This window comes from Pseudomonas sp. GOM6, from assembly GCF_029537485.1.
GTDB lineage: Bacteria > Pseudomonadota > Gammaproteobacteria > Pseudomonadales > Pseudomonadaceae > Aquipseudomonas.
In genome coordinates, this window is record NZ_JARPUS010000003.1 from 118,027 (window position 1) to 141,841 (window position 23,815).

18 protein-coding genes are annotated in these 23,815 nt (G+C 65.4%); 1 reads left to right on the plus strand and 17 read right to left on the minus strand.

Translation table 11 applies throughout. From position 1 onward, the window contains the following. Positions 1-13 precede the first annotated feature (13 nt). From P7A97_RS05165 to P7A97_RS05195, 7 genes are all read right to left on the minus strand, one after another. Positions 14-1,600, minus strand: a complete 1,587-nt coding sequence (locus P7A97_RS05165; protein WP_277688878.1) for a SulP family inorganic anion transporter — start codon at positions 1,598-1,600, stop codon at positions 14-16. Between the two features lie 4 nt (positions 1,601-1,604). Continuing rightward, entirely contained in the window at positions 1,605-4,124 is a 2,520-nt protein-coding gene (locus P7A97_RS05170) for an MMPL family transporter (RefSeq protein WP_277688879.1), read from the minus strand. A gap of 27 nt (positions 4,125-4,151) precedes the next feature. After that, positions 4,152-5,219: a YCF48-related protein gene (locus tag P7A97_RS05175; RefSeq protein ID WP_277688880.1), complete on the minus strand. Its 1,068-nt coding sequence runs from the start codon at positions 5,217-5,219 to the stop codon at positions 4,152-4,154. A 147-nt stretch (positions 5,220-5,366) separates the two neighbouring features. Next, positions 5,367-6,725: a DUF1329 domain-containing protein gene (locus P7A97_RS05180; protein ID WP_277688881.1), complete on the minus strand. Its 1,359-nt coding sequence runs from the start codon at positions 6,723-6,725 to the stop codon at positions 5,367-5,369. 37 nt (positions 6,726-6,762) lie between these two features. Continuing rightward, a complete protein-coding gene (locus P7A97_RS05185; RefSeq protein ID WP_277688882.1) occupies positions 6,763-8,751 on the minus strand; it encodes a DUF1302 domain-containing protein in 1,989 nt (662 codons plus the stop codon). Positions 8,752-8,835: 84 nt separating this feature from the next. Further along, a complete protein-coding gene (locus tag P7A97_RS05190; RefSeq protein ID WP_277688883.1) occupies positions 8,836-9,390 on the minus strand; it encodes an alpha/beta fold hydrolase in 555 nt (184 codons plus the stop codon). A 161-nt stretch (positions 9,391-9,551) separates the two neighbouring features. Continuing rightward, positions 9,552-11,117 (minus strand): methyl-accepting chemotaxis protein, encoded by a 1,566-nt coding sequence (locus tag P7A97_RS05195; RefSeq protein WP_277688884.1) that lies wholly within the window; start codon positions 11,115-11,117, stop codon positions 9,552-9,554. Positions 11,118-11,323: 206 nt separating this feature from the next. On the opposite strand from P7A97_RS05195, the gene P7A97_RS05200 reads away from it, so the two are divergent. Beyond that, positions 11,324-12,343, plus strand: coding sequence for an AraC family transcriptional regulator (locus P7A97_RS05200; protein WP_277688885.1), 1,020 nt, complete (start codon positions 11,324-11,326; stop codon positions 12,341-12,343). A 6-nt stretch (positions 12,344-12,349) separates the two neighbouring features. Here P7A97_RS05200 and P7A97_RS05205 read toward each other — a convergent pair whose 3' ends face one another. The 10 genes from P7A97_RS05205 to P7A97_RS05250 form a co-directional block, all read right to left on the minus strand. Beyond that, positions 12,350-13,183: an SDR family oxidoreductase gene (locus P7A97_RS05205; protein ID WP_277688886.1), complete on the minus strand. Its 834-nt coding sequence runs from the start codon at positions 13,181-13,183 to the stop codon at positions 12,350-12,352. 15 nt (positions 13,184-13,198) lie between these two features. Next, positions 13,199-13,939: a hypothetical protein gene (locus P7A97_RS05210; protein ID WP_277688887.1), complete on the minus strand. Its 741-nt coding sequence runs from the start codon at positions 13,937-13,939 to the stop codon at positions 13,199-13,201. 35 nt (positions 13,940-13,974) lie between these two features. After that, on the minus strand, positions 13,975-15,177 hold the full coding sequence (locus P7A97_RS05215) for a multidrug effflux MFS transporter (RefSeq protein WP_277688888.1): 1,203 nt from the start codon (positions 15,175-15,177) through the stop codon (positions 13,975-13,977). Between the two features lie 245 nt (positions 15,178-15,422). Then, positions 15,423-17,318 (minus strand): alpha/beta fold hydrolase, encoded by a 1,896-nt coding sequence (locus tag P7A97_RS05220; protein WP_277688889.1) that lies wholly within the window; start codon positions 17,316-17,318, stop codon positions 15,423-15,425. A 34-nt stretch (positions 17,319-17,352) separates the two neighbouring features. Beyond that, positions 17,353-18,363, minus strand: coding sequence for a putative sulfate exporter family transporter (locus tag P7A97_RS05225; protein ID WP_277688890.1), 1,011 nt, complete (start codon positions 18,361-18,363; stop codon positions 17,353-17,355). Positions 18,364-18,535: 172 nt separating this feature from the next. Next, positions 18,536-19,198, minus strand: coding sequence for a DsbA family oxidoreductase (locus tag P7A97_RS05230; RefSeq protein ID WP_277688891.1), 663 nt, complete (start codon positions 19,196-19,198; stop codon positions 18,536-18,538). Further along, a complete protein-coding gene (locus P7A97_RS05235) occupies positions 19,195-20,523 on the minus strand; it encodes an MFS transporter (protein ID WP_277688892.1) in 1,329 nt (442 codons plus the stop codon). Before P7A97_RS05235 ends, P7A97_RS05230 begins: the two co-directional genes overlap by 4 nt. Before the next feature lie 251 nt (positions 20,524-20,774). Beyond that, entirely contained in the window at positions 20,775-21,824 is a 1,050-nt protein-coding gene (locus P7A97_RS05240) for a 3-keto-5-aminohexanoate cleavage protein (protein ID WP_277688893.1), read from the minus strand. Between the two features lie 51 nt (positions 21,825-21,875). Next, on the minus strand, positions 21,876-22,724 hold the full coding sequence (locus P7A97_RS05245) for a TauD/TfdA family dioxygenase (protein WP_277688894.1): 849 nt from the start codon (positions 22,722-22,724) through the stop codon (positions 21,876-21,878). A gap of 10 nt (positions 22,725-22,734) precedes the next feature. After that, on the minus strand, positions 22,735-23,715 hold the full coding sequence (locus tag P7A97_RS05250; protein WP_277688895.1) for a quinone oxidoreductase: 981 nt from the start codon (positions 23,713-23,715) through the stop codon (positions 22,735-22,737). Between the last annotated feature and the right edge of the window lie 100 nt (positions 23,716-23,815).

Below are 23,815 nucleotides of genomic sequence, written 5' to 3' on the forward strand. Positions count from 1 at the left end.
GTGAAAATTTCGTCTACTCGGCAAGTTCTGCTGAACACAGGCAGCGATAGGCCTCGGCAGTCGTCGCAAACAGCTGCCCGTCCAGCTCGTCGAGCAAGCTGCTTCGACACAGACGATCGAGTATCGGCCCCTTGACCGCCGCCAGATGCAGTCGAACGCCACGCCTGGCCAGAGTGGCATTCAGCTCCCCGAGGGCGAACAGTGCTGAAAAGTCCACGCCATTGACGGCAGACATATCCAGCACCAACTCACGCACCGCCGGCGTCAGCATGGCATCAACGCGTCCGGCAATGGCTGTCGCATTACCAAAGAACAGACTGGCATCAATTCTCAGCAGCAGCAGATGCTCCCGGGTTTCCACGACATGCCGGCGCACATTGCGAAAGCTCTCGCCATCGGCCATGCGCCCAAGCACGGCGATATGCGGTCGGCTGCTACGCGCCAGATGGCCGGCGAGTGAAAGCAGCACGCCGACCAGCACGCCCTCCTCAACGCCCAGCGTCACCACACTGAGCAGCGTCGCCAACCACACCCCGGCATCGCGAGGGTCATATCGCCAGGCCTGACGCAAACCATTAAGGTCGAGCATGCCGAGGACGGCAAAGATGATCGTGGCGGCCAGGGCCGGCAAAGGCAGCAGGCTCAACCAGCCGGTAGGCAGCAACAGAGCCAGCCCCAGCAACAGCGCCGTGATCACCCCAGCCAACTGGCTGCGTGCGCCGGCCACATGATTGAGGGCCGAACGAGACAGACCACCCGCGACCGGAAAACCAGACGACACGGCGCTGACCAGATTGGCCAGCCCCTGACCCAACAGCTCACGGCCATCGTCGACCCGCTCACCCCGACGCTGCGCCAGCACCATCGCTGAGGAGTGACCAGAAACGAATATCACGAAGGCCAGTAGCAAGGCCGAGGGCAATAACTCAGGCCATAAACTCGGTTGCAGGCTCAAGCCCAACGGCGGCAGGCCTGCAGGTATGGCACCCAGCACCTGAACCCCGGACTGTTGCAGATTGCCCCAGGCTACCAGACAAGTTGCCAGTGCCAGCACCAAGGCCGGGGCCAGGCGTCCCCAACGCGGAGGCAGGCAGAGCCGAGCACCGTACAAAGCCAGCAGCGTGCCGACCCCCAGCGCCGTCGAGCTAGCAGTTGAGCCGAGTAGCGTCTCGACCTGGCCGGTGACAACCAACAATGCAACCCCGCCAGTGAAGCCACCCAGTACCGGGCGGCTAAGCAATGCACAAAGAAAACCCAGGCGCAGCACGGCACAGAGCAGCAGAACGGCTCCACACAGCAAGGCCAGTTGCGCTGCCAGTTCGACAGCGGTGAGCCCCGTAACGGGCGCCAGCTCAGCCACTGCCTGCGCGGTCATCAGCGAAGTCAATGCCATCGGCCCCACCGACAGGCTGGCACTGCTTCCGACCAAGGCGTAGGCCAACGCGGGCAAGATACTCGCGTACAGCCCCACCACCGCCGGCAACCCGGCCACCAGGGCGTAGGCCATACCTTGCGGCAACAGCATCAGCGCCACAACCACGCCAGCACCAAGGTCACCGCCGAGCATGTCCCGGTGGTAATGTCTCCACCAGTTGGGCATGCATCTATTGTCCGGCTATCTGGCGCTGCAGTGGCTTGTTCTTCTGCTTTTCATCCAACGGCAAACCGGCAACAGCACTGCGCTCCTTCTGCCCCACATTGCCCAGCAGGAAGTACGACAGCGCCGGAATGAGGATCAGCGCACCAAGCATGTTCCACAGGAACATGAAGGTCAGCAGGATACCCATATCGGCCTGGAACTTGATCGGCGACCAAACCCAGCACACCACGCCGGCGGCTAGGGTGATGCCGACCAGCCCGACCACTCGCCCGGTGAAGGCGATGGCATTCTTGTAGGCGTCGGACAGCGACATACCCTGGCGTTGGTAATGCAGCTGCACGCTGAGCAGGTACAGCGCATAGTCCACGCCGATGCCCACACCGAGGGCGATCACCGGCAGGGTGGCGACCTTCACGCCGATGCCCATGACCACCATCAACGCCTCGCAGAGGATCGAGGTCAACACCAACGGCAGCAGAGCCACCAGCATGGCGCGCCAGCTGCGGAAGGTGAAGAGGCAGAACAGCGCCACCGCCAGGTAGACGTACAGCAGCATGGTGCGATTGGCCTCGCGCACCACGATATTGGTGGCTGCCTCAATGCCGGCGCTGCCGGCGGCCAGCAGGAACTGACGCTCCGGCGTGCTGTTCTCGCGGGCGAACTGGTCGGCAATGGCCACCACCTGGTCCAGGGTCTCGGCCTTGTGGTCCTTGAGGTAGGCGATGACCGGCATCAGCGAGCAATCCGTGTTGAACAGCTCGGGGGCGTTGACCGAGGCCTGCTGCGCCGCGTAGTTGAGCATGTCCTGATTGCGCTGGATGCTGGCCAGCTTGGGGTTGCCCTCGAAGGAACCCGCGGTGATCTGGCGCACGGCATTGACCAGCGATACCGTGGTTTGCACCGAGGGATGCTGCTGCAGCTCCCAGGCCAGGCGATCGGCGAGGATCAAGGTGTCGTAGTTCAGGCAACCCTCGGGGCCGGTCTTGATCATCACCGCAAACAGGTCGCTGGACAGCGCGTAGTGGCTGGTAATGTAGGCGTTGTCGCGGTTGTAGCGCGAGTCGGAGCGCAGCTCCGGTGCGCCACTGTCGAGGTCACCGATCTGTAGCTGCAGGCTGACCATGAAGCCGCCGACACCCATCAGCAGGCCAATCACTACCGCGCCAGTGGCCCAGCTGCGGGTGGTGAAGCGGTCAAGCAGGTCCCACAGCTTGCCGAAACCGCGGTGTTGGGCAGCGCGATTGTCGATGCGCAGGGCGCGCTCGGCGGCCTTGGCACCGACGCCGACGTAGGACAGCGCCACCGGCATCATCAGCAGCGAGGTGAAGATCAGCACGGCCACGCCGATGCTGGCGGTGATGGCCAGGTCCTGGATCACCGGAATGTCGATCAGCATCAGCACGGCGAAGCCCACGGCATCGGCCAGCAGCGCGGTGACTCCGGCGATGAACAGGCGGCGGAAGGTGTAGCGCGCCGCCACCAGCTTGTGGGTGCCACGACCAATGTCCTGCATGATGCCGTTCATCTTCTGCGCCGCGTGCGACACGCCGATGGCGAAGATCAGGAAGGGCACCAGGATCGAATACGGGTCGATGGCATAGCCGAGCCAGGCGACGATGCCGAGCTGCCAGACCACCGCCATCAGCGAGCAGCCGATCACCAGCAGGGTGCTGCGGATGCAGCGGGTGTACAGGTAGATGATGACGATCGAGGTGAGCACCGCCAGGGCGAAGAACAGCATCACCTGGATCAGGCCGTCGATCAGGTCGCCGACCAGCTTGGCGAAACCGATCACCCGCACCTTGTACTGGCCGCTGCCCTCCTCGCCGGCGGTACGCGCGGCGCTGTCGCCGGCGAACTCGTAGTGGTCGCGCAGCTGCTCTTCGAGCATGCGCGAAAACTGGTGGTAGTCGATGCCCTGGCCGGTGGCGGTGTCGCGATCGAGCAGCGGCACGATGATCATGCTCGACTTGAAGTCGCTGGCCACCAGGCTGCCGACGATGCCGGCGCGGGTGATGTTCTGCCGCAGTTGCTCGATGTCGGCGGAGGCGCCGGCGTAGCTGTCGGGCATCACCGGGCCGCCCTGAAAGCCCTCCTCGGTCACTTCAGTCCAGCGCACGGCCGGGCTCCACAGCGACTTCATCCAGGCGCGGTCGACGCCGGGACTAAGGAACAGCTTGTCGTTGATCTGCTTGAGCGTCTCCAGGTACTCGGGGTCGAAGATGTCACCCTGGGTGTTCTCCACCACCACCCGCACCGAGTTGCCCAGGCCGCGCAGCGAGGCGCGGTTGTCCAGGTAGTTTTTGATGTAGGGCTGGCTCTGCGGAATCATCTTCTCGAAGCTGGGCCGCAGCTCCAGGCGGGTCGACGCCATGTAGCCGAGCACCAGGGTAGCCACGAGCATGAACAGGACGAACAGCCCGCGGTGATTGAACACCAGGCGTTCGAGGCGGTTGCCGCTGCGTGCATCGAAGTCACGCAGATCGCGCACCACCGGCCAGATGTCTTGTTGGATTTTGCCCATCGCGGGTACTCGCTCCGATTCTTGTCGTTATTCGCTGGCCAGGGTGCGCACGCCGCGGCTGCCCACCAGCACCAGATCGCCACGGGCCGACAACACAACGCCGGCGACCGGCGACTGGCTTTTTTGTGGCACCAGGCTGAGGCTCAGATCGTTCTCCACCTGCATGCGATGACCAGCCTGGGTGAATAGCTGGTAGCGTCCGCCGCGGTTCTGGGTGGCAGCTGTGACGCTGACCTCTAGGCCGCTGTCCAGTTGCTGCCAGCTCTGCGCGCCGTCGCGGCTGAGGAAGACATGGCCACGCAAACCGTAGAGCAGCACCTCTCCAGGGCGGCCGATGACACCGAAGAAGGTACCTTCGTAGGGGCTGGGCAGCGCGACAAAACGCTGGCCGGTGGCGTCCCAGCGGCGGATCAGGCCTTGCTCGCCAACCAGGTAAAGGGCATCGCCGGTACTGTTCAGCGCCGTCAGGTGCAGACCCATGGCGTTATCGCTGCGATCCTGCAGCGGTACCCAGGTCTGCCCTCCGTCGTGGGTACCGAGGATCAGGTTGAACACGCCCACGGCAAAGCCGTTCTGCGCATCGGCGAACCACACGTCTAGGAAAGGCTTGTCGGCGCCCTCGGTCTTCAGGCGCTCGCCTTCGGCGATCAGCGTCGGCCACTGCTCGTTGTCCGGCTCCAGCTGGGCCAGGGTCTTGTAGCGCTCTACCAGCAGGGTGCCAATCTGTCGGCCGTCGAGCTGCTTGCGCCAGCTGCGCCCGCCGTCGTCGCTGTGCAGGATCACACCATCATTGCCCACCACCCAGCCCTGGCTCGGGTTGGCGAAGTGCACGGCGTTGAGATCGACGCTCACCGGCACCTGGGCCTGTTGCCAGCTCTGCCCGACGTCATCGGAATAGACAATGTGACCACGCTGGCCGACCGCCACCAGCCGATCACCGGCAAGGGCAACGTCCAGTAACGGACTGCGTACGGCCAAGGCACTGGATTTTGCCGGCAGTTCCAGTACATCGACATAGCCGGCGGCCCAGGCACTGCCCTGCAGCGCCAGCAGGGCGGCCACAGCGAGCCGGACGTACCGTCGCAAAGCACACATAGTGCGTCCTCTTCTGAGAAAAAGCCCCGCACGGGTGAAGCGCCGGACACACAACCGGCCACCTGGGTACGGGGTAGGAAACATGTCCGCGGCACAAACCGCGGGCGGCAAACTGCGGCGCCGGAACCTGCCCGGCGCCGCAGACGGTCAGCGAATACCCGCCCCGGCCAGGGCCTCGGGCGACCACTGGGCCTTGGACAGCGGCTCGATGTACTTGATGCCACCATACGGGCCGACCACGCCGTTGATGTTGTAGCTGCCGCCGACCAGGTCGTAGATCACGTGTGGCGCGGTGTTCGGCGTGTCGACGTCGTAACTCTGGGTGAGGAAGCTGTAGGAGCCGCGGTACAGCTTGCCAGCGGCGTCGTACTGGTCCGAGGCCAGGGCGTTCCAGCTGTCCTCGTCGAGGTAGAAGCGGCGCTTGGCGTAGATATGGCGGGAGCCGGGCTTCAGCGTGCCCTCCACCACCCACACGCGGTGCTTCTCCCAGCGCACGAATTCCGGCGCCAGGTGGTTCGCCGTGGTCAGTGGCTTGGGGTCCTTGATGTAGGTGAGCTTGTAGGTGTTGTAGGGCACGAACATTTCCTGCTTGCCGACCAGCTTCCAGTCGTAGCGGTCCAGCGCGCCGTTGAACACATAAATGTCGTCGTAGGTGCCGGAGCCGGCGGTGCCCGGGTTCGGTGTGTCGTAGGCCAGGTTCGGCGCCAGCTTCACCCGACGCACACCAGGCAGGTACTGCCAGGCACGACGCGGCTGGGCCAACGGGTTGGCGGCGTCCTTCAGCATCAGCGACTCGCCGGCACGGCGAGCAGGCCCGCTGTAGTACAACTTGGTCTGGAAGTAGATGTCCTTGGCGTCGATGACTTTGTTTACGTCTTCATAGATAGGGAAGGCATTGAACGCGGTGCCGGTGGTGGCCAGGGTGGCCACGCCGGCGGCATCAACGTTCCAGGAGTCGTACTTGGTGGTATAGCCGGCCCCCTGGAAACGCAGCAGGTGGTTCCACATGGCCTCAGCACCAGACTGCGGAATCGGGAAGGGAATGCCCGGCAGCACGTTCTCGATGGCGTTGCCGCCCTCCTTCGAGCTGGCCCCGGTGGCGTTCTTCACGGTGTTGTCCAGCAGCGCCTTGGGCATGGTCGCGGTGCGGTGAGTCGGGTAGACGTCAATGCGAAAGCTCGGATAACGCTTGGCCAGCTCATAGGTCACCGCAGTCAGCTGTTCCTGATACTGGCCAGCGTTCTTGCCGTCGATAGTCAGCAGCGGCTGCTCGCCGGCGAACGGGTCGGGGCGCACGGTGTCGCCGGCCTTGAAGTCGGCCGGGGCGCTGGTCAGGCCACCGGTGAAGGCCGGGATGGAACCATCAGCGTTGCCGGCCATGTCGGCGCCGACCAGGGTCAGCGACTGGCCGAGTTTGGCCGCTTCGGCGGCGGAGACTGCGGCATGGGCCTGGCCGGCAACGGCCAGGGCGAGGGATGCAGCCAATAGGGTTTGCACGAATTTCATGGGGGTACTCCTGCTCAGAGGCTGGGCAATTCGTGGATTAAAAAGTGGTTTTGAAGGTCAGGTAGACCGCGCCACGGTCTTCGCCGGTGGCGCCGCCGCCGGAGAAGGACGAGTAGCCACCGCCGTAGCAGGTGTAGCGCTCGGTGCCGTCCAGGGCGTTGGGGGTGGAACCGTCGGTGGCGCCGTCATCACACTTGGCCGAGTCGCCGAAGGAATCCACGTACTTGAGGTCAACGTAGTACTGGTTGTAGATGGCCGCCGACAGGCCCAACGCGTAGTTGCCGGTGTCCTCGGCGCCGCCGGCGGCGACCGGCGAGACGCCGTCGAGACCGACGTTGATCGACATCGGCGCGGAAAGGTCCACGCCCGGAAACACCTGGTACCAGGTCGGGGTGAAGTTGACGGCGAGACCCCAGTTGTCGCGGGTAGGCTTGTCGATGCCGCGATAGGTGTCCTTGCCCTTGTACAGCGCCTCGTTCTTGCTATCGAGCGACAGCAGGTTGCTGTAGTACAGCTCGCCGAGCAGGCTGGCCGAATCGAACAACGGGGTCTCGGCGATGGCCACCAGGCCGTTGATGGTCCAGTGCAGGGTGTCGCCGGTGGCGGCCAGGCTGTCGCCCTCGCCCGGTAGCTCGGTGACCACGCCGGTGCCGGCAGTGCGCGGCGCCAGCGCCGGATGTCCCAGTCCCGCCGCCAGACCACCCGGGCCGGTAGCGCTGATAATGGCCGGGATGCTGGCCAGCGGCATATTGCTGCGCAGGTTCAGGTCGCTGCCGACGCTGACTCCGGCAAACTCCTTGGACAGACTCAGGCCGTAGATGTCGATGTCATCGCCGTAGGAGAAGTTGTAACTGGTGCCCGCCAGTGAGTCGACCAGGCGGCAGACGCCGGTACCCGGCACGCTGAGCACGCCACCCGGCGCCACCACGCAGCTGCCCTGGGTCAGCGACAGTGAGCGGGCATCGAGCACGGCCTGCGGCAGAATATCGGAGGTGTTGCGGTAGTAGAGGCCCAGGGTGCCGTTCAGCCACTCCGGCGACCACTTGGCCATCAGGCCCCAGTCGCCGCTGTCGTCCGGGGTGTTGTCGTCGCCGCGACGCACATTGGTCAGCGCGTTCGGGCCGAGGAATCCGGCCGGGTTGGCGGTGTGGCCGAGCAGGAAGGACTGCGCGCCCTCTCCCAGCAGGTCGGAAGTGCCGTAGTAGGTGCCGGCCTCTGGCAGGCGGGCGGCATCCCAGTTGAAGAAGTACTGGGCGCCGAAGGTCCACTCGGAATTCAGGGTGAAACTGGTGGAAATCTGCTCACGCGGCACGAACAGCTCCTTGGCCTCGGTGCCCGGCGAGGCGGCCAGCTTGGCCAGGTCCAGACCGGACTGACCGTAGCTCAGCGAATGCACCGGGTTGAGGATGGTCTCGCCCCAGAACACGTTGTGCTGGCCGGCCTTGACGCTCAGCAGCGACTCCTCGCCCACTTCGGTGCTGTAGAAAACGAAGGCATCGAGGATCTCGCCGGAGGGGCCGCTGTAATAGCGCTGGGCATAGCGGCTCAGGTGCGGATTGCCGTTGCCGAGGCCGTCGCCACTGGCCAGCGGGCCAACCTGGAAATGCTCATCGACCATGCCACTGGCCGAGCCATTGCCATTGACGAAAGGATTGGAGTTGGAGCCAGTGTTGTCGTAGGCCTTGTCGTACCAGGAGGCGGCGCTGACGCGGAAGCCCATGCTGTTCTGGTACACCACGTCCAGCTCGGTGAGCAGGTCGACGCGGTTGGTGATGTTGGTACCGGCCTTGCGGAAGTTGTAATCGCCGTCATTGTTGTTCGGCGTGGCCAGCATGCGCGTGTCTGCGCTCTCGGTGCGCACACCGTAGTTGTACTTGACGGTGTTGTCGAAGCGGACGTTCCAGTCCTCGCTGCCGGTATCCAGCTCCAGCGCCTGGGCGCCGTTGAGACCAAGCCCCATCAGGATGGCCGAGGCCAGCAGGCTTTTCGGCAGGCAGGCAAGGTGATGCTTGTTGTTATTGTGCATCTAGCTTTCTCCACGCTCGTGCAGTGGTGGGTGGTGAGGTGCCACCCTGGCCGGAACACAGACCCCGGCCAGGGCGACAGGGGTTCAGGCGTCCAGGCGGCGGATCAATGCCTCGGCCAGCGGCCATTCGCCGTAGCCGGAAGCCGGGTTCAGGTGACCGACGTCGCCCAGGTTCAGCAACTCGCTGCCCCAGGCATCGGCCATCGCGGCGGCAGCTGCGAAGCTGGCCAGGTAGTCGTTGCTGCTGGCCGCCAGGATGCTGGGGAACGGCAGCCGTCCCTCGGGCAGCGGCTCCCAGCCATGGGCGCGCAGGCTGTCCGGGGTTGGGTAATGTTCTGGCCATTGCGCGGCCATGTCCGGCGGCGCGGCTAACAGCGCGCCTTTGATCGGGCGCTTATGGCGAGCGGCCCAGTGCACCACCATCAGTACGCCGGCGCTGTGGGCGACCAGGATCACCGGGCCATCGATCTGCTCCAGCTCATGCTGGATGGCGGCAACGCGCCCGGCCAGGCTCAGCTTGTTGTCTTCCAGCGGCGGCACCGAGCGCACTCTGGGCAGTCTGGCTTCGAGCAAGGTCTGCCAGTGGCTCGGCACATGGTCACGCAGTCCCGGGACTATCAGTACGGTGGTCTCACTCATCGCGCTACTCGCCTGTTGTGATCGATTCGGGCTGAACCGTGCTGCGGTCACCCTGGGTCATGACAGTAGATTTCGGCTGGCCGGGGTGCTTCACATTGCACGTCAGTGACTTTTCATTTGGTGACAAGCCGGTCGAGTGTCGACACAGTGCACCGCCCGCCTCAGCGCTCGAAACGGGCGACCAGTGCATGCAGGGCGTGGGCCGTGGACTCCAGCTCACCGCCCAACTGCGCCGAGCGGCTAGTGATTTGGGCGTTGTGCTCGGAGGCCTGGGAGATATTGGCGATCTGCCGGGAGATGTCCTCGGCCACCTGATTCTGCTGCGTGGCGGCGGCGGCCATCTGCTCGGCCATCTGGTGGATACGCTCGACCGCCTGGCCGATACCGCCCAGCGCCGCCTCGGTTTCCACTACCCGCTGCACACCGCTGTGCGCCTCGTCGCTGCCCTGCCGGGCGATAGCCACCGCCTGCTCGGCCACGCTCTGCAGGCCACTGATGATGCGCTGGATGGCCTCGGTGGACTCCTGGGTCTTGGAGGCCAGGGCGCGCACCTCGTCGGCCACCACGGCGAAGCCCCTGCCCTGTTCGCCGGCGCGCGCCGCCTCGATGGCGGCATTGAGCGCCAGCAGGTTGGTCTGCTCGGCGATCGCGCGGATCATGTTGGCGGCCTGCTGGATGGACTGGGCCTCACCGGCCAGGCCCTCGACCGAGACGCTGATGCCCTCCACCGTCTGCGCCAGCTTCTCCACTACGCTGCGACTCTGCCGCGCCTGGGTGCTGCCATCCTGGGCCAAGCGGTTGACCTGGCGCGCCTCCGCGGCGGTCAGTTGCACATGACCGGCGACCTGGGTGATGGAGGCTGCCATCTGCTGCATGGCGGTGGCCGCCATCTCGGCCTCCACGCGCTGCGCCTGCAGGGCCTGCTCGGCCTGCTGCACTAACTGGCCGTTCTGCGAGGCCTGGCTAGCAGTCAGGTCGGCATAGTCGCCGAGCAGGCCGAGGGCGGTGCGAATGCGCGCCTCCTCACTGATCAGTGCCAGCTGCAACCGCGCCACCGCGCCGCTGTCGTCGGTGTAAGTACGCGCCACCAGCTCACTGGCGAAGGCCTTGGGTGCGGCCATGGCCACCTTGAGCATGGCGCGCCTGACGAAGGCCATGGTCACCAGAGCCTGCCCCAGGCCGAGCAGCGCCAGCAGGGCGATGCCCGCACCGCCATGGCCGGCCAGCCACAGCACCGGCCCCAGCACGGCGGCCAGTATCGGCAGCAACAGGAAGCGCGCCAGCACCCCCAGCGTCTCGCTCAACGGGGCCGCCGGCTGACCACGATTGAGCCGGGCATAAAGCGCCTGGGCACGACGCAGCTGCTCGGGCGCGGCGCGCATACGAACCGATTCGTAGCCGACCACCCGGCCACCATCGAGAATAGGCGTGATATAGGCATTGACCCAGTAGTGGTCGCCGTTCTTGCAGCGGTTCTGCACGATGCCCATCCAGCTCTTGCCGGCCTGGAGGTAGTCCCACATGTGGGCGAAGACTTGTGCCGGCATGTGCGGATGACGCACCAGGTTGTGCGGACTGCCGATGAGTTCCTCACGGCTGTATCCACTGACCTCGACGAACAGGTCGTTGCAGTAGGTGATGATGCCACGCGTGTCGGTGGCGGAAACCAGGCGCTGGTCGGCGGGGAAGCTGCGCTCGCGCTCGCTGATGGGCATGTTCAGGCGCATTGGGAGTCCTCTGACGGCCGAATGAATTCGCACAGGATTCCGGCCACCGGGCCCTGCGGCAGCAGCCGGAAAGCCTGGAATTCTAGGAAGCAGCTGTCTGCGACCGCTTCGCTTTGCCTGTCAGCAGCTTTTCATTTCACGACTCAGCCCCTATAAAGAGATAGCTCGCCAGCGAAGCGGGTGAATTTGACTGATAAGGAAAACCCATGACTGCCCTGGCCCGCGCCGCGATACTGACGAACTACCTCGAAGTGGCACGCCACTTTGGCCTCAACGGCCCCAAGCTGCTCGCCGAGGCAGGTCTCAATGCGGCGCTGATCAGCGATCCCAACCAGCGCATCTCGGTCGCCGCGGCCATCGCCACCATCGAGGAGTCGGCCCGCCTGAGTGGCTGCGAGACCTTCGGCCTGCGCATGGCCGAACTACGCCAGCTATCGGATTTCGGCGAGGTCAGCCTGCTGCTTAGTCATCAACGCAGCCTGCGCGACGCGCTGCAGGTCATCGTGCAGTACCGCCACCTGCTCAACGACTCACTGGCAATCCATATCGAAGAATCCGGCAAGACGGTGATCATCCGCGAGGAGGTCATTACCGACCTGCCTGGACATAGCCGTCAGGCGATCGAACTGGCGATTGGCGTGATGCATCGCTTCTGCGCGGCCCTGCTCGGCGCCCACTGGCACCCGATCAGCGTCAACTTCAGCCACGAGGCGCCCGCCGACCTGACCGTGCACCGGCGCATCTTCGGCTGCAAGCTGGAGTTCGGTAGCGAGTTCAATGGCATCGTCTGCCAGGCCGCCGACCTCGACGCCTCCAACCCGCTGGCCAACGAGGCCATGGCACGCCACGCCCAGCGCTACCTCGACTCGCTGCAGCGCACGGCCGAGCACTCGCTGGTATTCGACGTACGCAAGGCCATCTACCTGCTACTGCCGATGGGCCGTGCCACCATTGAACAGATCGCCCAGGCCCAGGGCATGAACGTGCGCACTCTGCAGCGCCGCCTGGAGGAAGGCGGCGCCAGCTTCAGCGAGCTAATCAACGACGTGCGCCGCGACCTGGTGATGCGCTACCTGGAGAACCCGGGCTACTCGCTGAGCCGGATCGCCGACATGCTCGGCTACTCCATGCCCAGCTCCTTCACCCGCTGGTTCATCGCCCAGTTCGGCATGCCGCCGGCGGCCTGGCGCGCCGAGCACAAGATCGTCCCGCGCAAGGGCGTCTGAACCCGCTCATGGCCTCTGCCCGAGGGCCAGGCGCCGGGCCAGCAGGCGATCGAGCAGCCCGGTCGGCAGCCAACGAGCCAGGTGCCACATGGCATGCAGCGGATAGCGGGCCCTGACCCGCCGCGCCTCGATCGCCGCCAACACCGCCTGGCCGACGCGCTCGACCGGCGCGCCGCGCTCGGCATTCTTCGCCACCAACCGCTGCAAGGCCTGCATGGATTCGGCATAAGGGCCGTCGGCGTAGCGTGGATCGCCCCCCGCCTTGCTCCAGATCGGCGTGCGGATGGGCCCCGGTTCGATCAGCACCACATCAATAGCGCTGGGCCTCAGCTCAAGGCGCAGCGCATCGCTGACCGCCTCCAGCGCGTGCTTGGTGGCGGCATAGCAGCCGGTCAGGGGGGTAGTCACGCGCCCGGACACCGAGCCGATGTTGATCAGCCGCGCCGGCTGGCCCGGGCGCGAGCGCAACAGCGGAGCGAAGGCCTGGGTCAGGGCGATGGCGCCGAACAGGTTGACCTCGAACATCGCGCGCATCTCGTCGAGAGGCTGCAGCAGCAGCGGGCCGCTGGGCGAGGCGATGCCGGCGTTGTTGACCAGCGCGCGCAGCGGCGCCCCGGCGAGCCATTCCTGCACCTGGCACACGGCCCCCGGCAGGGCGGCCTGGTCGGTGACATCCAGCAGCAGCGGCTGGAAGTTGGGCCCCAGGACCAGGCGCAGGCGCTCGGCCTCGTCGGCCCGGCGCAGGGTGCCGATCACCCGGTAGCCCCGCTCGGTCAGTTGGTGTGCGCATTCCAGGCCAATGCCGGAGGATACGCCGGTGATCAGTACGGTTTCGCTCACTTGATTTTCCTTGGTTCAGGGCAGATTCGCAGCCAGTTCGTTCAGGTCCAGCACCGCGCGACTGAGATAGAACTCCGCCCCGCCACTGGTACTGCGCACGTTGCTCTGCAGAGGGTTGCGCACGAACTGGTAGTGACGGCGGATGCTGCGCAGCGCCGCGGCCTGCTCCGGCAGCGCCTGCTCCAGGCGCCCGAAACGCTGCCCGACGGCCTGGTCGACCTGCTGTCGCTGCGCGGCCGTCAACAGATCGCTGCGGGTCTGCGGCCAGGGGTAATGGCGCATCTGGTAGTCCAGCAGCAGGCGCGCCAGGTCGAGGCTCTGCCGCTGCAACAGGTTGACGACAGGTGGCGAACCCTGCACTGCACCCTCCTCGCCTTCCAGGGCCTGCAGCAGCGAGCGCTGCTGACTCAGCAACGGCTCCAGCAGCTGCGGATAACGCGCCCTCTCGCTAGGCGGCAGGCGGTCGAGACGGTTGAAGCTGTCCTTGAGCGCCAGCAGCGGCTGTTGCAGGGCCGCTGGCTGGCCCAGCTGCAGCACCAGGGTCTCGAGGCTGTTGAGGTGATAGTAGGCGGCCGTCAGGCCCCGTGGATCGAGGGTGCGCTGCTGCGGGTCGAAGTACAGCAGCGCACTGGCACAGAGCAGCCGGCTGCGGCTGGCGATCTCGCTCAGCTGCTGGGCGCGCAGCCGCTCGCTGGACTGCGCCGGGGACAGCAAAGGCAGCAGGCACAGCAGTACACAGAGGGAGTAACGGCGCATCGGGCTCTCCTTGTTCTTGTTGTGATGGAACTCCGTCAGGCACTGCCGGCCGCTAGCGGACGAGTACCACCGCGCAGCACCAGGACAAAAGCCAGCAGGCCGAGCACCTGCAGGCCGGCCATGCCGAGCGCCAAATACAGGGGGCTGTCCAGCAGCAGCGGCACCAGCAGCGCCGCAGACAATGCGTTGCCGAGTTGCTGCAGGGTGACGAACGCGCTGGAGGCCAGGCCGCGGCGCTGCGCGAAGCAATCCATGGCCAGCAGCTGCAAGCCCGGCTGCGTCAGCATCAGGCCCAGGCCGAACAACGGCAGGGCCAGTACCGCCCAAGGCAGCGCCAGCGGCAGCCACAGCACCAGGCCGATATTCAGCAGAGCGGCGGGCAACATCACTGCATGCCCGAGCAATACACCATGACCGAGGGTCACACGCCCGACCAGCCGGTGTGCCGCCAGGGCCCCCAGCAGCAACCCTGCTACCAACGGCAGGAACAGCCAGGCGAAGGACTGCTCGCCCAGGCCCAGATGGCGCACGACGAAGGCAGGCGCCGCCAACACATAGAGGTAGATGGCCATGTTGACGCCTGCATTGGCCAGGCAGATCAGCAGGAAGCGGCCATCGTGCAGCAGCTCCAGGTAGCCAACCGTCAGCGCACGCGGCCGCAGCGACTGGCGGCGCTGCGGCGGCAGGGTCTCCGCCAGGTAGCGCCAGCAGCCGGCCAGCAGCAAGACGCCCAGCACGGTGAGAAACACGAATACCCCGCGCCAACCCGCAAATGGCAACAGCCAGCCGCCGCACAACGGTGCCAGCGCCGGCGCCAGGCAGAACAGCATGGCCACCAGCGCCAGCTGGCGCTGTGCCTGCTCGCCGTCGAAACGATCGCGCACCATGGCCCGCCCCACCACAATGCCGACGCCGGCCGCCAGTCCCTGGAGCGCACGCCCCAGGTACAGCCAGTGGATGTTCGACGCCAGGGCGCAGAGTGCCGACCCCAGCACAAACAGCGCCAGCCCCAGCAGCACGTAGCGGCGCCGGCCGCAGGCATCGGCAATCGCCCCGTGGCCCAGCAGCGCTAGGGCGAAGGGCAATAAGTAGGCGGTCAGGCTCTGCTGCACCTGCGCGGCGCTCGCACCGAGGTCGGCAGCGATCGCGGCAAAGGCTGGCAGGTAGGTGGCGACGGCGAACTGGCCCAGCGAAACGAGGCAAGCCACCAGCAGCAGGAAACGGGTCGACTCAACCATGCTGGCCGGCGACCGCGCATTTAATAAAAAACGGCATGCTGCCTGGGCAGACGCCGAAAGCAAACCGACAGCGGGGGGACGCCAGCGGCCCAGGATAGGCCCCGCCATGGAGTAAGCGAGGCCGTCCGTTCATGACAGGCTGCACGCCTGCGGTTGTTCGAAGTCCATGCCCACAAAGGGTTGAACGGCCAAGGGGATGAGGACTCCCACATGGCGCGCTAGCATGGCTGGATTGGGCATTGGCTTCAGCGCTCCAGCACGTAGGTGCCGGGCGCGGCACAAAGCGGTGGGTGCTTCTTCGAGCCGAGCGACGTGGGTGCTATGCGACTGTCGCCGGAGCGCGCGCCGATCCACTGCCGCCAGTGCGGCCACCAGCTGCCAGGCTGACGTTCGCCGGCGACCTTCAGCCAGTCTTCAGCGTCGGCCTGGATGGCACTGGCGCTGTAAAAATACGACTTGGGGTTGCCCGGCGGATTCACCAGGCTCTGCAGGTGGCCGGAGTTGGACAGGACGAAGGTGCTGTCCTCGCCGAACAGCCGGGCGGTGCCGTAGCAGCCCTGCCAGGGGGTGATGTGGTCGGTGGTGCCGCCGACCACATAGGCGCCGACACGCACCTGGGTCATGTCGATCGGCTGGCCGGCGATCCACAGCCGGTTCGGATGGCTGAAGGGGTTCTTCTCGATCAGGTCCAGGTAGTCGGCATGCAGCTGGGCCGGCAGGCGCGTGGTGTCGCTGTTCCAGGCCAGGATGTCGAAAGCCGGCGGCTTGTTGCCGAGCAGGTAGTTGTTGACCCAGTAGTTCCAGATCAGGTCGTTGGGCCGCAACCAGGCGAACATGCGCGCCATCTCCTGGCCGCTGAGCACGCCCTTGCGCCGCGAGTTGGCCTTGGCCGCGGCCAGCGCGGCCGGGGTGGCGATCATGCCGATGCCGGTGTCGTCCATCACGGAGGGCATGTCCAGCACGCACACCGCCCAGCTGGTATTGGCCACCTTGGCGCTCTCGCCCACCGCCGCCAGCCAGCCCAGGTAGGCGGCCAGAGTGATACCGCCGGAGCAGGAGCCCCACATGTTCACGTCGGGGCTGCCGGTGATCTGCCGCGCCACGTCCACCGCCTGGTCCAGGCACTGCACGTATTGCGACAGGCCCCAGTCGCGCTGCTTGGCCGTGGGGTTGCGCCAGCTGATGACGAACAGCTGCACGCCGCTGTCCTGGATCCACTTGATCAGGCTTTTCTCCGGCGACAGGTCGACGGCGTAGTACTTGTTGATCTGCGGCGGCGACATCACCAGCGGGCGGCTGAACACGCTTGGGGTGGTCGGTGCGAACTGCAGCAGCTCAAACATCTTGTTGCGGAACACCACCTCGCCCTTGGCACTGGCGATGTTCTCGCCCAGCCTGAACGGCTCGCTATCGACCTGCGACGGCAGGCCACGGTTGTGCAGCAGGTCGCGGGCCAGTTGGCGGCCGCCCTGCAGCAGACTGGCGCCGCCGGTGTCGACCACCTTGCGCAGCGCCGTAGGGTTGGTCAGTAACAGGTTGCTCGGCGCCAGGGCATCGACCAGTAGTGCGGCGACGAAGCGCGCACGCCCCTTGTCCGCCCCAGGCAGCTCGGCGGTATCGATGAAGGCATTGAGTTCGCGCTCGCCTGCCAGGTAGCTCTGCACCAAGCGACGCAGAAAGGGGTTGCTCTGCCAGGCCGGGTCGGCGAAACGCTTGTCCTTCGGCGCCGGCGCCAGCTGCGACTCGCCGCTGGCGATGCGGTACAACTCGCGCAGGTAGTTGCCGGTGTGCATGCCGGCCTTGAACGGGGTACTCGCTACCGCCTTGAGCAGACTGCCAGCAGCGCCCAGCACGTCGCGTGAGCGCAGGCCGATCAGCGGTGTCACCGCCAGAGTGTGCTTCTCGGCAGCCTCGGCCAGCTCGGCAGCCGTCTCCAGGACCAGGGACCTGGCGGTCGGCTTGGCGACCTTGGTCACGACCTTCTTCGGCGCAGGCTTGCTTAACGGCTGCAGCGCCTTGTTAGGGGATTGCTTAGCGCTCTGCTGGGCGACCTTGGCGCGACTAACACGTGGCTTGCGCACGGCAGCAGTGGCCGGCGCCGCGGACGCCTCTGTCGCGGTGGATTCAGGGTTCTGCTTCATGACAAGTCTCGGCTCGGCAGGCTCGGAAGGCGCATCACCAGCCCCAGTGCAACAGCACCAGGACCAGCGCGGCGAGGAAGGCGGTTTCGCCGATCATCAGCAGGATCGGCTTGATGCCCACGGTGGCCAGCTCCTTGAGCTGGGTCTTCATGCCCAGGGCGGCGATGGACACCACCAGGCACCAGCGCGACAGCTCGTTTATGCCGCCTTGCACCAGGCTCGGCACCCAGCCGGTGCTGTTGATGCAGGCCAGGATCAAGAAGCCGACGGCGAACCAGGGCAGCAGCGGCGGACGCTGGCCGCCGGTCTCGGCGCCCTGCATGCGGGTGATCATGGCGGCCACTACGATGACCGGCAGCAGCATGGCCACGCGCATCAGCTTGACCACGGTGGCGGTGTCGCCGGTCTCCGCCGACATGCTGTAACCGGCGCCGACCACCTGGGCCACATCGTGGATGGTGGCGCCGAGGAACACTCCGGCCAGTTCGGGCGACAGTGCGAACCCGTTGGCGATCATCGGATAGAGAATCATCGCCAGGGTCGACAGCGCCGACACACCGATCACGGTGAACAGGGTGGCGCGTTCCTTCTGCGGGTGGTTGGGCAACGCGGCGGCCAGCGCCAGTGCTGCCGATGCCCCACAAATAGCAGTAGCGCCGCCGGTCAGCATGCCGAACAGGCGCTGGAAACCCAGCGCCTTGGCCGCCAGCACCGACAGCGAGATAGTGACCACCACCAGGATCACCACCAGCGCCAGCGGCTTCCAGCCGAGGCCGACGATCTGCTCCAGGGTGATGCGCATGCCCAGCAGGCACACACCCAGACGCAGCACGGTGCGCGCGGTGAACTCGATGCCGGCCTTGCACTTGCCCTCGCTGGCGAGAAAGTTCAGCGACAGCCCCAGCAACAGGGCGAACAGCATCACCGGCGCACCGTAATGTTCGGAGAGGAAAGTGGCTGCCGCGGCGGCCACCAGGCTGACGCTGATGCCCGGCGCCAGTTCGCGGGCGCGTAGATTGAGCTGACTGAGAGCAAGAGTGCTCATGGCGCGGGAACCTCGCAGTCGATGAGGATAAACATCTGAGCGCTCTCTTTCTCGACAGAACAGGTAGCGATGCTGAACATGTCGGCGATAGCGGAGAGCCGCACGCCAGGTTTGAGCAAGCAGCACAAAGCGTCCATTGGCAGCCTCTCAGCTGCCACAGGGAACCAATGACTCATGACGGCTGGGTCTCACGCTCGCGTAATTTGAGAGCCTCACGCATCCCGCCCAACAACACCTTCGCCGGATGGGCACCGGACAATGCCAACTGACCGTCGAAGATGAAGTGCGGCACGCTGTCTGAGGGACAGGCGCTACCGGTGAAGGGACGTCCATCGCGATAGAGGGCCCGCGCCATGATCTCGCGCGGATAACCACAGGACACAGCGATAGCCAGTAGCGTATTGGCATCCCCGATGTTTTCACCGGAGAAAAAATGCGCAGCGAACAAGCGCTCCAGCAGGCGATCACGCTGCTCCGGAGTGCCCAGATCAATGGAATAGCGCAGCAGGCGATGTGCATCTGCAGTATTGGGCATGTGAGTAATACGGCTGAAGTCGAAACTGAGATCGACCGTCGCAGCAGCCTCCTGCACTTGCGCCTGACGCAGGCGCACAGCCGATTCGCTCCCCAGACGCTTCAGGTAAAACTCGTGGAACGGCACCCCCCCAGCGGGTAATTGCGGCAACAACTGCACGCCCTGCCAGTTGACGCTCACAACCTGCTCCGGCAGGAACTGCTGCAACTGCAACGTCGCCCGTTTTAGCTGACGCTTGGCAATCAGACACCAGGGGCAGATAAAGTCAAAGGCGACATCGATGCGCACGGCCTGGCTCACGACTGGGCCTCCAGTGCTGCGGTAACGGCCTTTTCCTCGACACCCTCGCCCTTGAGACGGGCCATATCGGCCAAGTAGCTGCGCCCCGCCAGGAGGAAAACCGCAGCGGCACCGATGCTCACCAGCGGCACCAGCTGGAAGGCATTGTCCAGACCGATCAGGTCGGAAACCTTGCCAGTCAGCAACGGGCCGGTGGCCAGGCCCAGCAGGTTATTGGCCAGCGTTAAGGTAGCGAAGGCCGTGCCGTGCACTTTGTAGTGGGTCAGGTTGGCGACCATCGCGCTTGCCGGACCAGTGGTGCCGGCGGCAACGAACATGCCCAGGCAGATCAGCGCCAGCTGCAGCATGCCAAACGGCAGAGCGAAGGCCAGCGACAGCATCAGACAGCTGCCCAGGCAATAGGCCATGCACAAACCGATCTTGCGCTCAGCCTTGTTTCGACTGATGCGGTCGCAAAGCATGCCGCAGAGGATCATCCCGGCACCGCTGCACAGTACGATGATGGCGGCCACGGCGCCGGCCTTGTCGGTGCTCATGCCGTAGAAGCGGTTCAGGTAGCTGGGCATCCAGACGATTACGGTGCCGCCGACAAACAGCTGCAAGCCGCTGGCGACATAGGCGCAGAGTACAGAGCGGCTGGAGTACAGGGTGCGCAGCGGGCGACCAACCTTGTCCGCCGCCGCACTGGCGGCCTTGGCCACGCGCTGTGGGGCGATCTTCGCCTCGCGCACCACGATCGGGTAGAGCACAGCCAGGGCCAGGCCGAAAAAGGCCATGCCGGCGAAGGCCCAGCGCCAGCCGAAATACTGGGCCATAGCGCCACCCAGGGCCATGCCCAGCACCGAGCCGAACATACCACCAGAGATGAAGGCGCCGGACAGGGTGGCGCGCATCTCGCGCGGGAATACCGAGACCACCACGGCGATGCCAACGCTACCGTAAGCAGCCTCACCGACACCGACCATGAAGCGTGCCCAGAACATCTGTTCGTAGCTCTCAGCCAGGGCGCAGCCCAGGGTTGCCAGACTCCAGATCACGGCCATGATGGTCAGACTTCTGATCCGCCCGAAGCGGTCGGCCAGCAGCGACAGCGGGAAAGTCAGCAGGCCAACCATCAACGCGACGATGCCACTGAGCAGTCCCAGTTGGGTGTCGGAGAGCGCCCACTCGGCCTTGAGGCTTGGGAACACGGCATTGAGCACCTGCCGCGACATGTAGTCGGAGATCAGCAGGCCGAAAGTCAGGGCGAAGACAATCCAGGCATAGCGCCGCGCTATGCCCTTGGACGTGTCCTCGATATCGTCATCAATATGATGTGCGGCCACGGCAGCCTCCTCGTTGTACAGCTAGTGCTTGTTATTGTTGTAGGTCGTCATCGACGCTCGGCAAAGGCCTCTGGCCAGCCCGGTAGGGCCGCCGGCACCGCGTGCGATGCCCCGGTTCGTGGCCCGGGCGCCGCACGCGGCAGAGACCTTTGCCCAGCGGCGTAGGGCGATCCACGACCTGACCTGCGGGGATCGCCGGAAAGCTCGGAACGGGCGTACCAAGGCACGCCCACCCCACGCCAGGAGGTCAATCACTTGTGCAGGAAGCCCTGCTGGCGGCCCTTGGGGTTAGGTGCGAAACCATTGGCGGCCAGAGTCTCCTCGACGGTGTCGTAGAACACGCCGATCTTGAGGATCTCGCGGGCCTCCTGGCCGTTAGCCACCGGGCGGCCGAACTCCTTGGCGATACGCACCAGCTGCTGGATCTGCTCGACCGTGGTCATCTTGCGCGAGCGATCCTGGGTCCAGATGTTGTCCTCGATCCCGCAGCGCACGTGCAGGCCCATGGCCATCCCTATCATGTTGATCGGCAGCACGTTGAGCATGGTGCTCTCCACGGTCAGCATGGTGCCGTCCGGGATGGCGCGCAGGAAGTTGGCCAGGCTGTAGATATGCGGCTGATCCATGCCCCCGCCGATGGCCACCCAGTTACAGACCAGCGGGCCCTTGTAGCCACCGCGACGGATCAGGCGCTCGACCGACTCGTAGCTGTTGATGTTGTAGAACTGGAAGGCACTCTGGATGCCGGCTGCGGAGAGACGCCGAACGTGCTCCTCGATAAAGCCCGGGCCTGAGGGCACGATCATCTCGCGGTAGGCCTCATGGGTCTCATGAGCCATGGAGGTGCCGGCGATATCGCGCACATCCATCTGCTCGCAGACGTTCATCTGGGTGGTGTTGACGGTCACGGTCACCTGATCGGGCTTGGGGTCCAGCTCGGCCAGCATGTGGCGGGTGTCGTCGTGCAGCCACTTGGCCGCCGCACCATCTTCCGGGGGCGCGAAGGAGATCGAGCCGCCCACTTGGATGACCATGTCCGGCACGGCTTCGCGCACGCCGGCGATCAGCTCGTTGAACTTGGACAGGCGCTTGGAACCCTTGCCGTCCAGCTCGCGAACGTGCAGGTGCAGTACGGAAGCGCCGGCTTCGTAGCAGTCGACGGCCTTCTGGATCTGCTCCTCCATGGTCACCGGAATGTCTTCCGGGAAGTCGGAGGGGAACCATTCCGGGCCATAGGGCGCAGCGGTGATGACCAGCTTGTCCTGGTTTTCAGGGAAGAGCGAACCGTCTAGGAAGTTCAATTCTGTTACCTCGAATGATTGGAAGTGAGTGCTCCGCCAGAGCGCTCCGACTCAGAAGGGCTTGTCGCCGATGATCCCCGCGCGCTCCATCTTGCGATGGCACGGTGGGTAGTCCATGACGGCGTAATGCTGGGTACTGCGGTTGTCCCAGATCGCCACGCTGTTGGGCTTCCAGCGCCAGCGCACCTGGTATTCCGGGATGTAGGCCTGGCCGATCAGGTAGCGCAGCAGGTCGCTGCCGCCCATGCTGAAGTCCTGGCCGTAGCGCACGTGCTCGGGCGTGTGGAAGTTGCTGAAGTGGGTGGTGAAGGCGTTGACGAACAACACCTTCTCGCCGGTTTCCGGATGAGTACGCACCACGGGGTGCTCGGCATCCGGGAACTGCGCCTTGAGCGCCAGGCGCTTTTCAATGGGCATGGCGGCGCCGAAGCTGGCCTCGATGCTGTGGCGTGCGCGCAGGTTGGCGATCTTGGCCTTAACTTCGTCCGGCAGCATCTCGTAGGCCAGCGCCATGTTCGCCCACATGGTGTCGCCGCCCACCGGCGGACACTCCACGCAGCGCAGCACGCAACCCATGGGCGGGATGTCGCGCCAGGTGGCATCGGTATGCCAGGCGTTCTCGTAGCGGTCGTTGGGCTGCTCGGGGCTCTTGTAGATGCGCACCAGGCCAGGATGATCCGGGTCGCTGCCGGCCACCGGGTGGTCCTCCAGCTCGCCGAAACGGCGGGCGAAGGCCACGTGGTCGGCGCGGCTGATGTCCTGGTCACGCAGGAACAGCACCTTGTGCCTGAGCAGCAACTGGCGGATCTCGGCGAACAGCTGTTCGTCGCGGGCGGCGTCGGCCAGGTTGATGCCGCTGATTTCCGCGCCGATGGCGCAGGTCAGTTGTTCGACTTGCATGGCGGCCTCCTCAGATGACGAAGATCGACGAACCGGTGGTCTTGCGCGACTCCAGGTCGCGATGCGCCTGCACCGCATCCTGCAGGGCGTAGTGCTGGTTGATTTCGATCTTGATCCGGCCGCTGCCGACATGATCGAACAGCTCGCCGGCCAGGGCAGCCTTCTCGGCCGGGTCGGCGATATAGTCGGCCAGCGCCGGACGGGTCATGTACAGCGAGCCCTTCATCGCCAGCAACTGCGGATTGAAGCCTTCGATCGGACCGGAGGCTGTACCGACGCAGACCAGCAGGCCGCGGCGCTTGAGCGAATCCAGCGAGCCCATGAAGGTGTCCTTGCCGACGCTGTCGAACACTACGTTGACGCCGACGCCGTCGGTCAGCTCACGCACGCGCCCCGCGACATCCTCGTGGCTGTAATTGATGGTGTGATCGCAGCCATGGGCACGGGCGACATCCGCCTTGGCATCGCTGGAGACGGTGCCAATCACAGTCAGGCCAAGCAGCTTGGCCCACTGCGAGACAATAAGGCCGACCCCGCCGGCGGCGGCGTGCAGGAGGATGCTGTCGCCTTCCTTGAAGTCATGGATGCGGCGCATCAGGTAGGAGGACGTCAGGCCGCGCATGGTCATGGCCGCGGCGGTCTCGAAAGCGATCGAGTCGGGAATCCGGATCAGCGGCGCGGCCGGCACCAGGCGCTCGGTGCTGTAGGCGCCGAGGGTGTTGACGAAACCGGTGTAGGTCACCCGGTCGCCGACCGCGACGTTATCCACGCCCGCGCCGAGGGCCACCACCACGCCGGCCGCCTCCACGCCGATGCCATTAGGCAGCGGGATCGGGTAGGTGCCGTTGCGGAAGTAGGTGTCGGCGTAGTTCAGACCCACGGCGACATGGCGGATGCGCACCTGGCCGGGACCGGGGTCGCCGACCTCGACATCCTCGTAGCGCAGCACTTCCGGTCCCCCGGTCTCATAGAAGCGGACGGCTTTGGCCATGCCTGTTCTCCAGTCTCAGATTCTTGTAGGCGCCTGTAGCAGCGTGGATCGACTGTAGGGCCGTGGCACAGCGCGTGCTTCTCATCGAACGACAGCAACT

Coding starts and splice junctions, on each gene's coding strand:
- P7A97_RS05175 (WP_277688880.1), bottom strand. CDS start 5,219: ATGTGTGCTTTGCGACGGTACGTCCGGCTCGCTGTGGCCGCCCTGCTG.
- P7A97_RS05170 (WP_277688879.1), bottom strand. CDS start 4,124: ATGGGCAAAATCCAACAAGACATCTGGCCGGTGGTGCGCGATCTGCGT.
- P7A97_RS05220 (WP_277688889.1), bottom strand. CDS start 17,318: ATGAAGCAGAACCCTGAATCCACCGCGACAGAGGCGTCCGCGGCGCCG.
- P7A97_RS05180 (WP_277688881.1), bottom strand. CDS start 6,725: ATGAAATTCGTGCAAACCCTATTGGCTGCATCCCTCGCCCTGGCCGTT.
- P7A97_RS05245 (WP_277688894.1), bottom strand. CDS start 22,724: ATGCAAGTCGAACAACTGACCTGCGCCATCGGCGCGGAAATCAGCGGC.
- P7A97_RS05190 (WP_277688883.1), bottom strand. CDS start 9,390: ATGAGTGAGACCACCGTACTGATAGTCCCGGGACTGCGTGACCATGTG.
- P7A97_RS05195 (WP_277688884.1), bottom strand. CDS start 11,117: ATGCGCCTGAACATGCCCATCAGCGAGCGCGAGCGCAGCTTCCCCGCC.
- P7A97_RS05250 (WP_277688895.1), bottom strand. CDS start 23,715: ATGGCCAAAGCCGTCCGCTTCTATGAGACCGGGGGACCGGAAGTGCTG.
- P7A97_RS05200 (WP_277688885.1), top strand. CDS start 11,324: ATGACTGCCCTGGCCCGCGCCGCGATACTGACGAACTACCTCGAAGTG.
- P7A97_RS05210 (WP_277688887.1), bottom strand. CDS start 13,939: ATGCGCCGTTACTCCCTCTGTGTACTGCTGTGCCTGCTGCCTTTGCTG.
- P7A97_RS05215 (WP_277688888.1), bottom strand. CDS start 15,177: ATGGTTGAGTCGACCCGTTTCCTGCTGCTGGTGGCTTGCCTCGTTTCG.
- P7A97_RS05225 (WP_277688890.1), bottom strand. CDS start 18,363: ATGAGCACTCTTGCTCTCAGTCAGCTCAATCTACGCGCCCGCGAACTG.
- P7A97_RS05185 (WP_277688882.1), bottom strand. CDS start 8,751: ATGCACAATAACAACAAGCATCACCTTGCCTGCCTGCCGAAAAGCCTG.
- P7A97_RS05165 (WP_277688878.1), bottom strand. CDS start 1,600: ATGCCCAACTGGTGGAGACATTACCACCGGGACATGCTCGGCGGTGAC.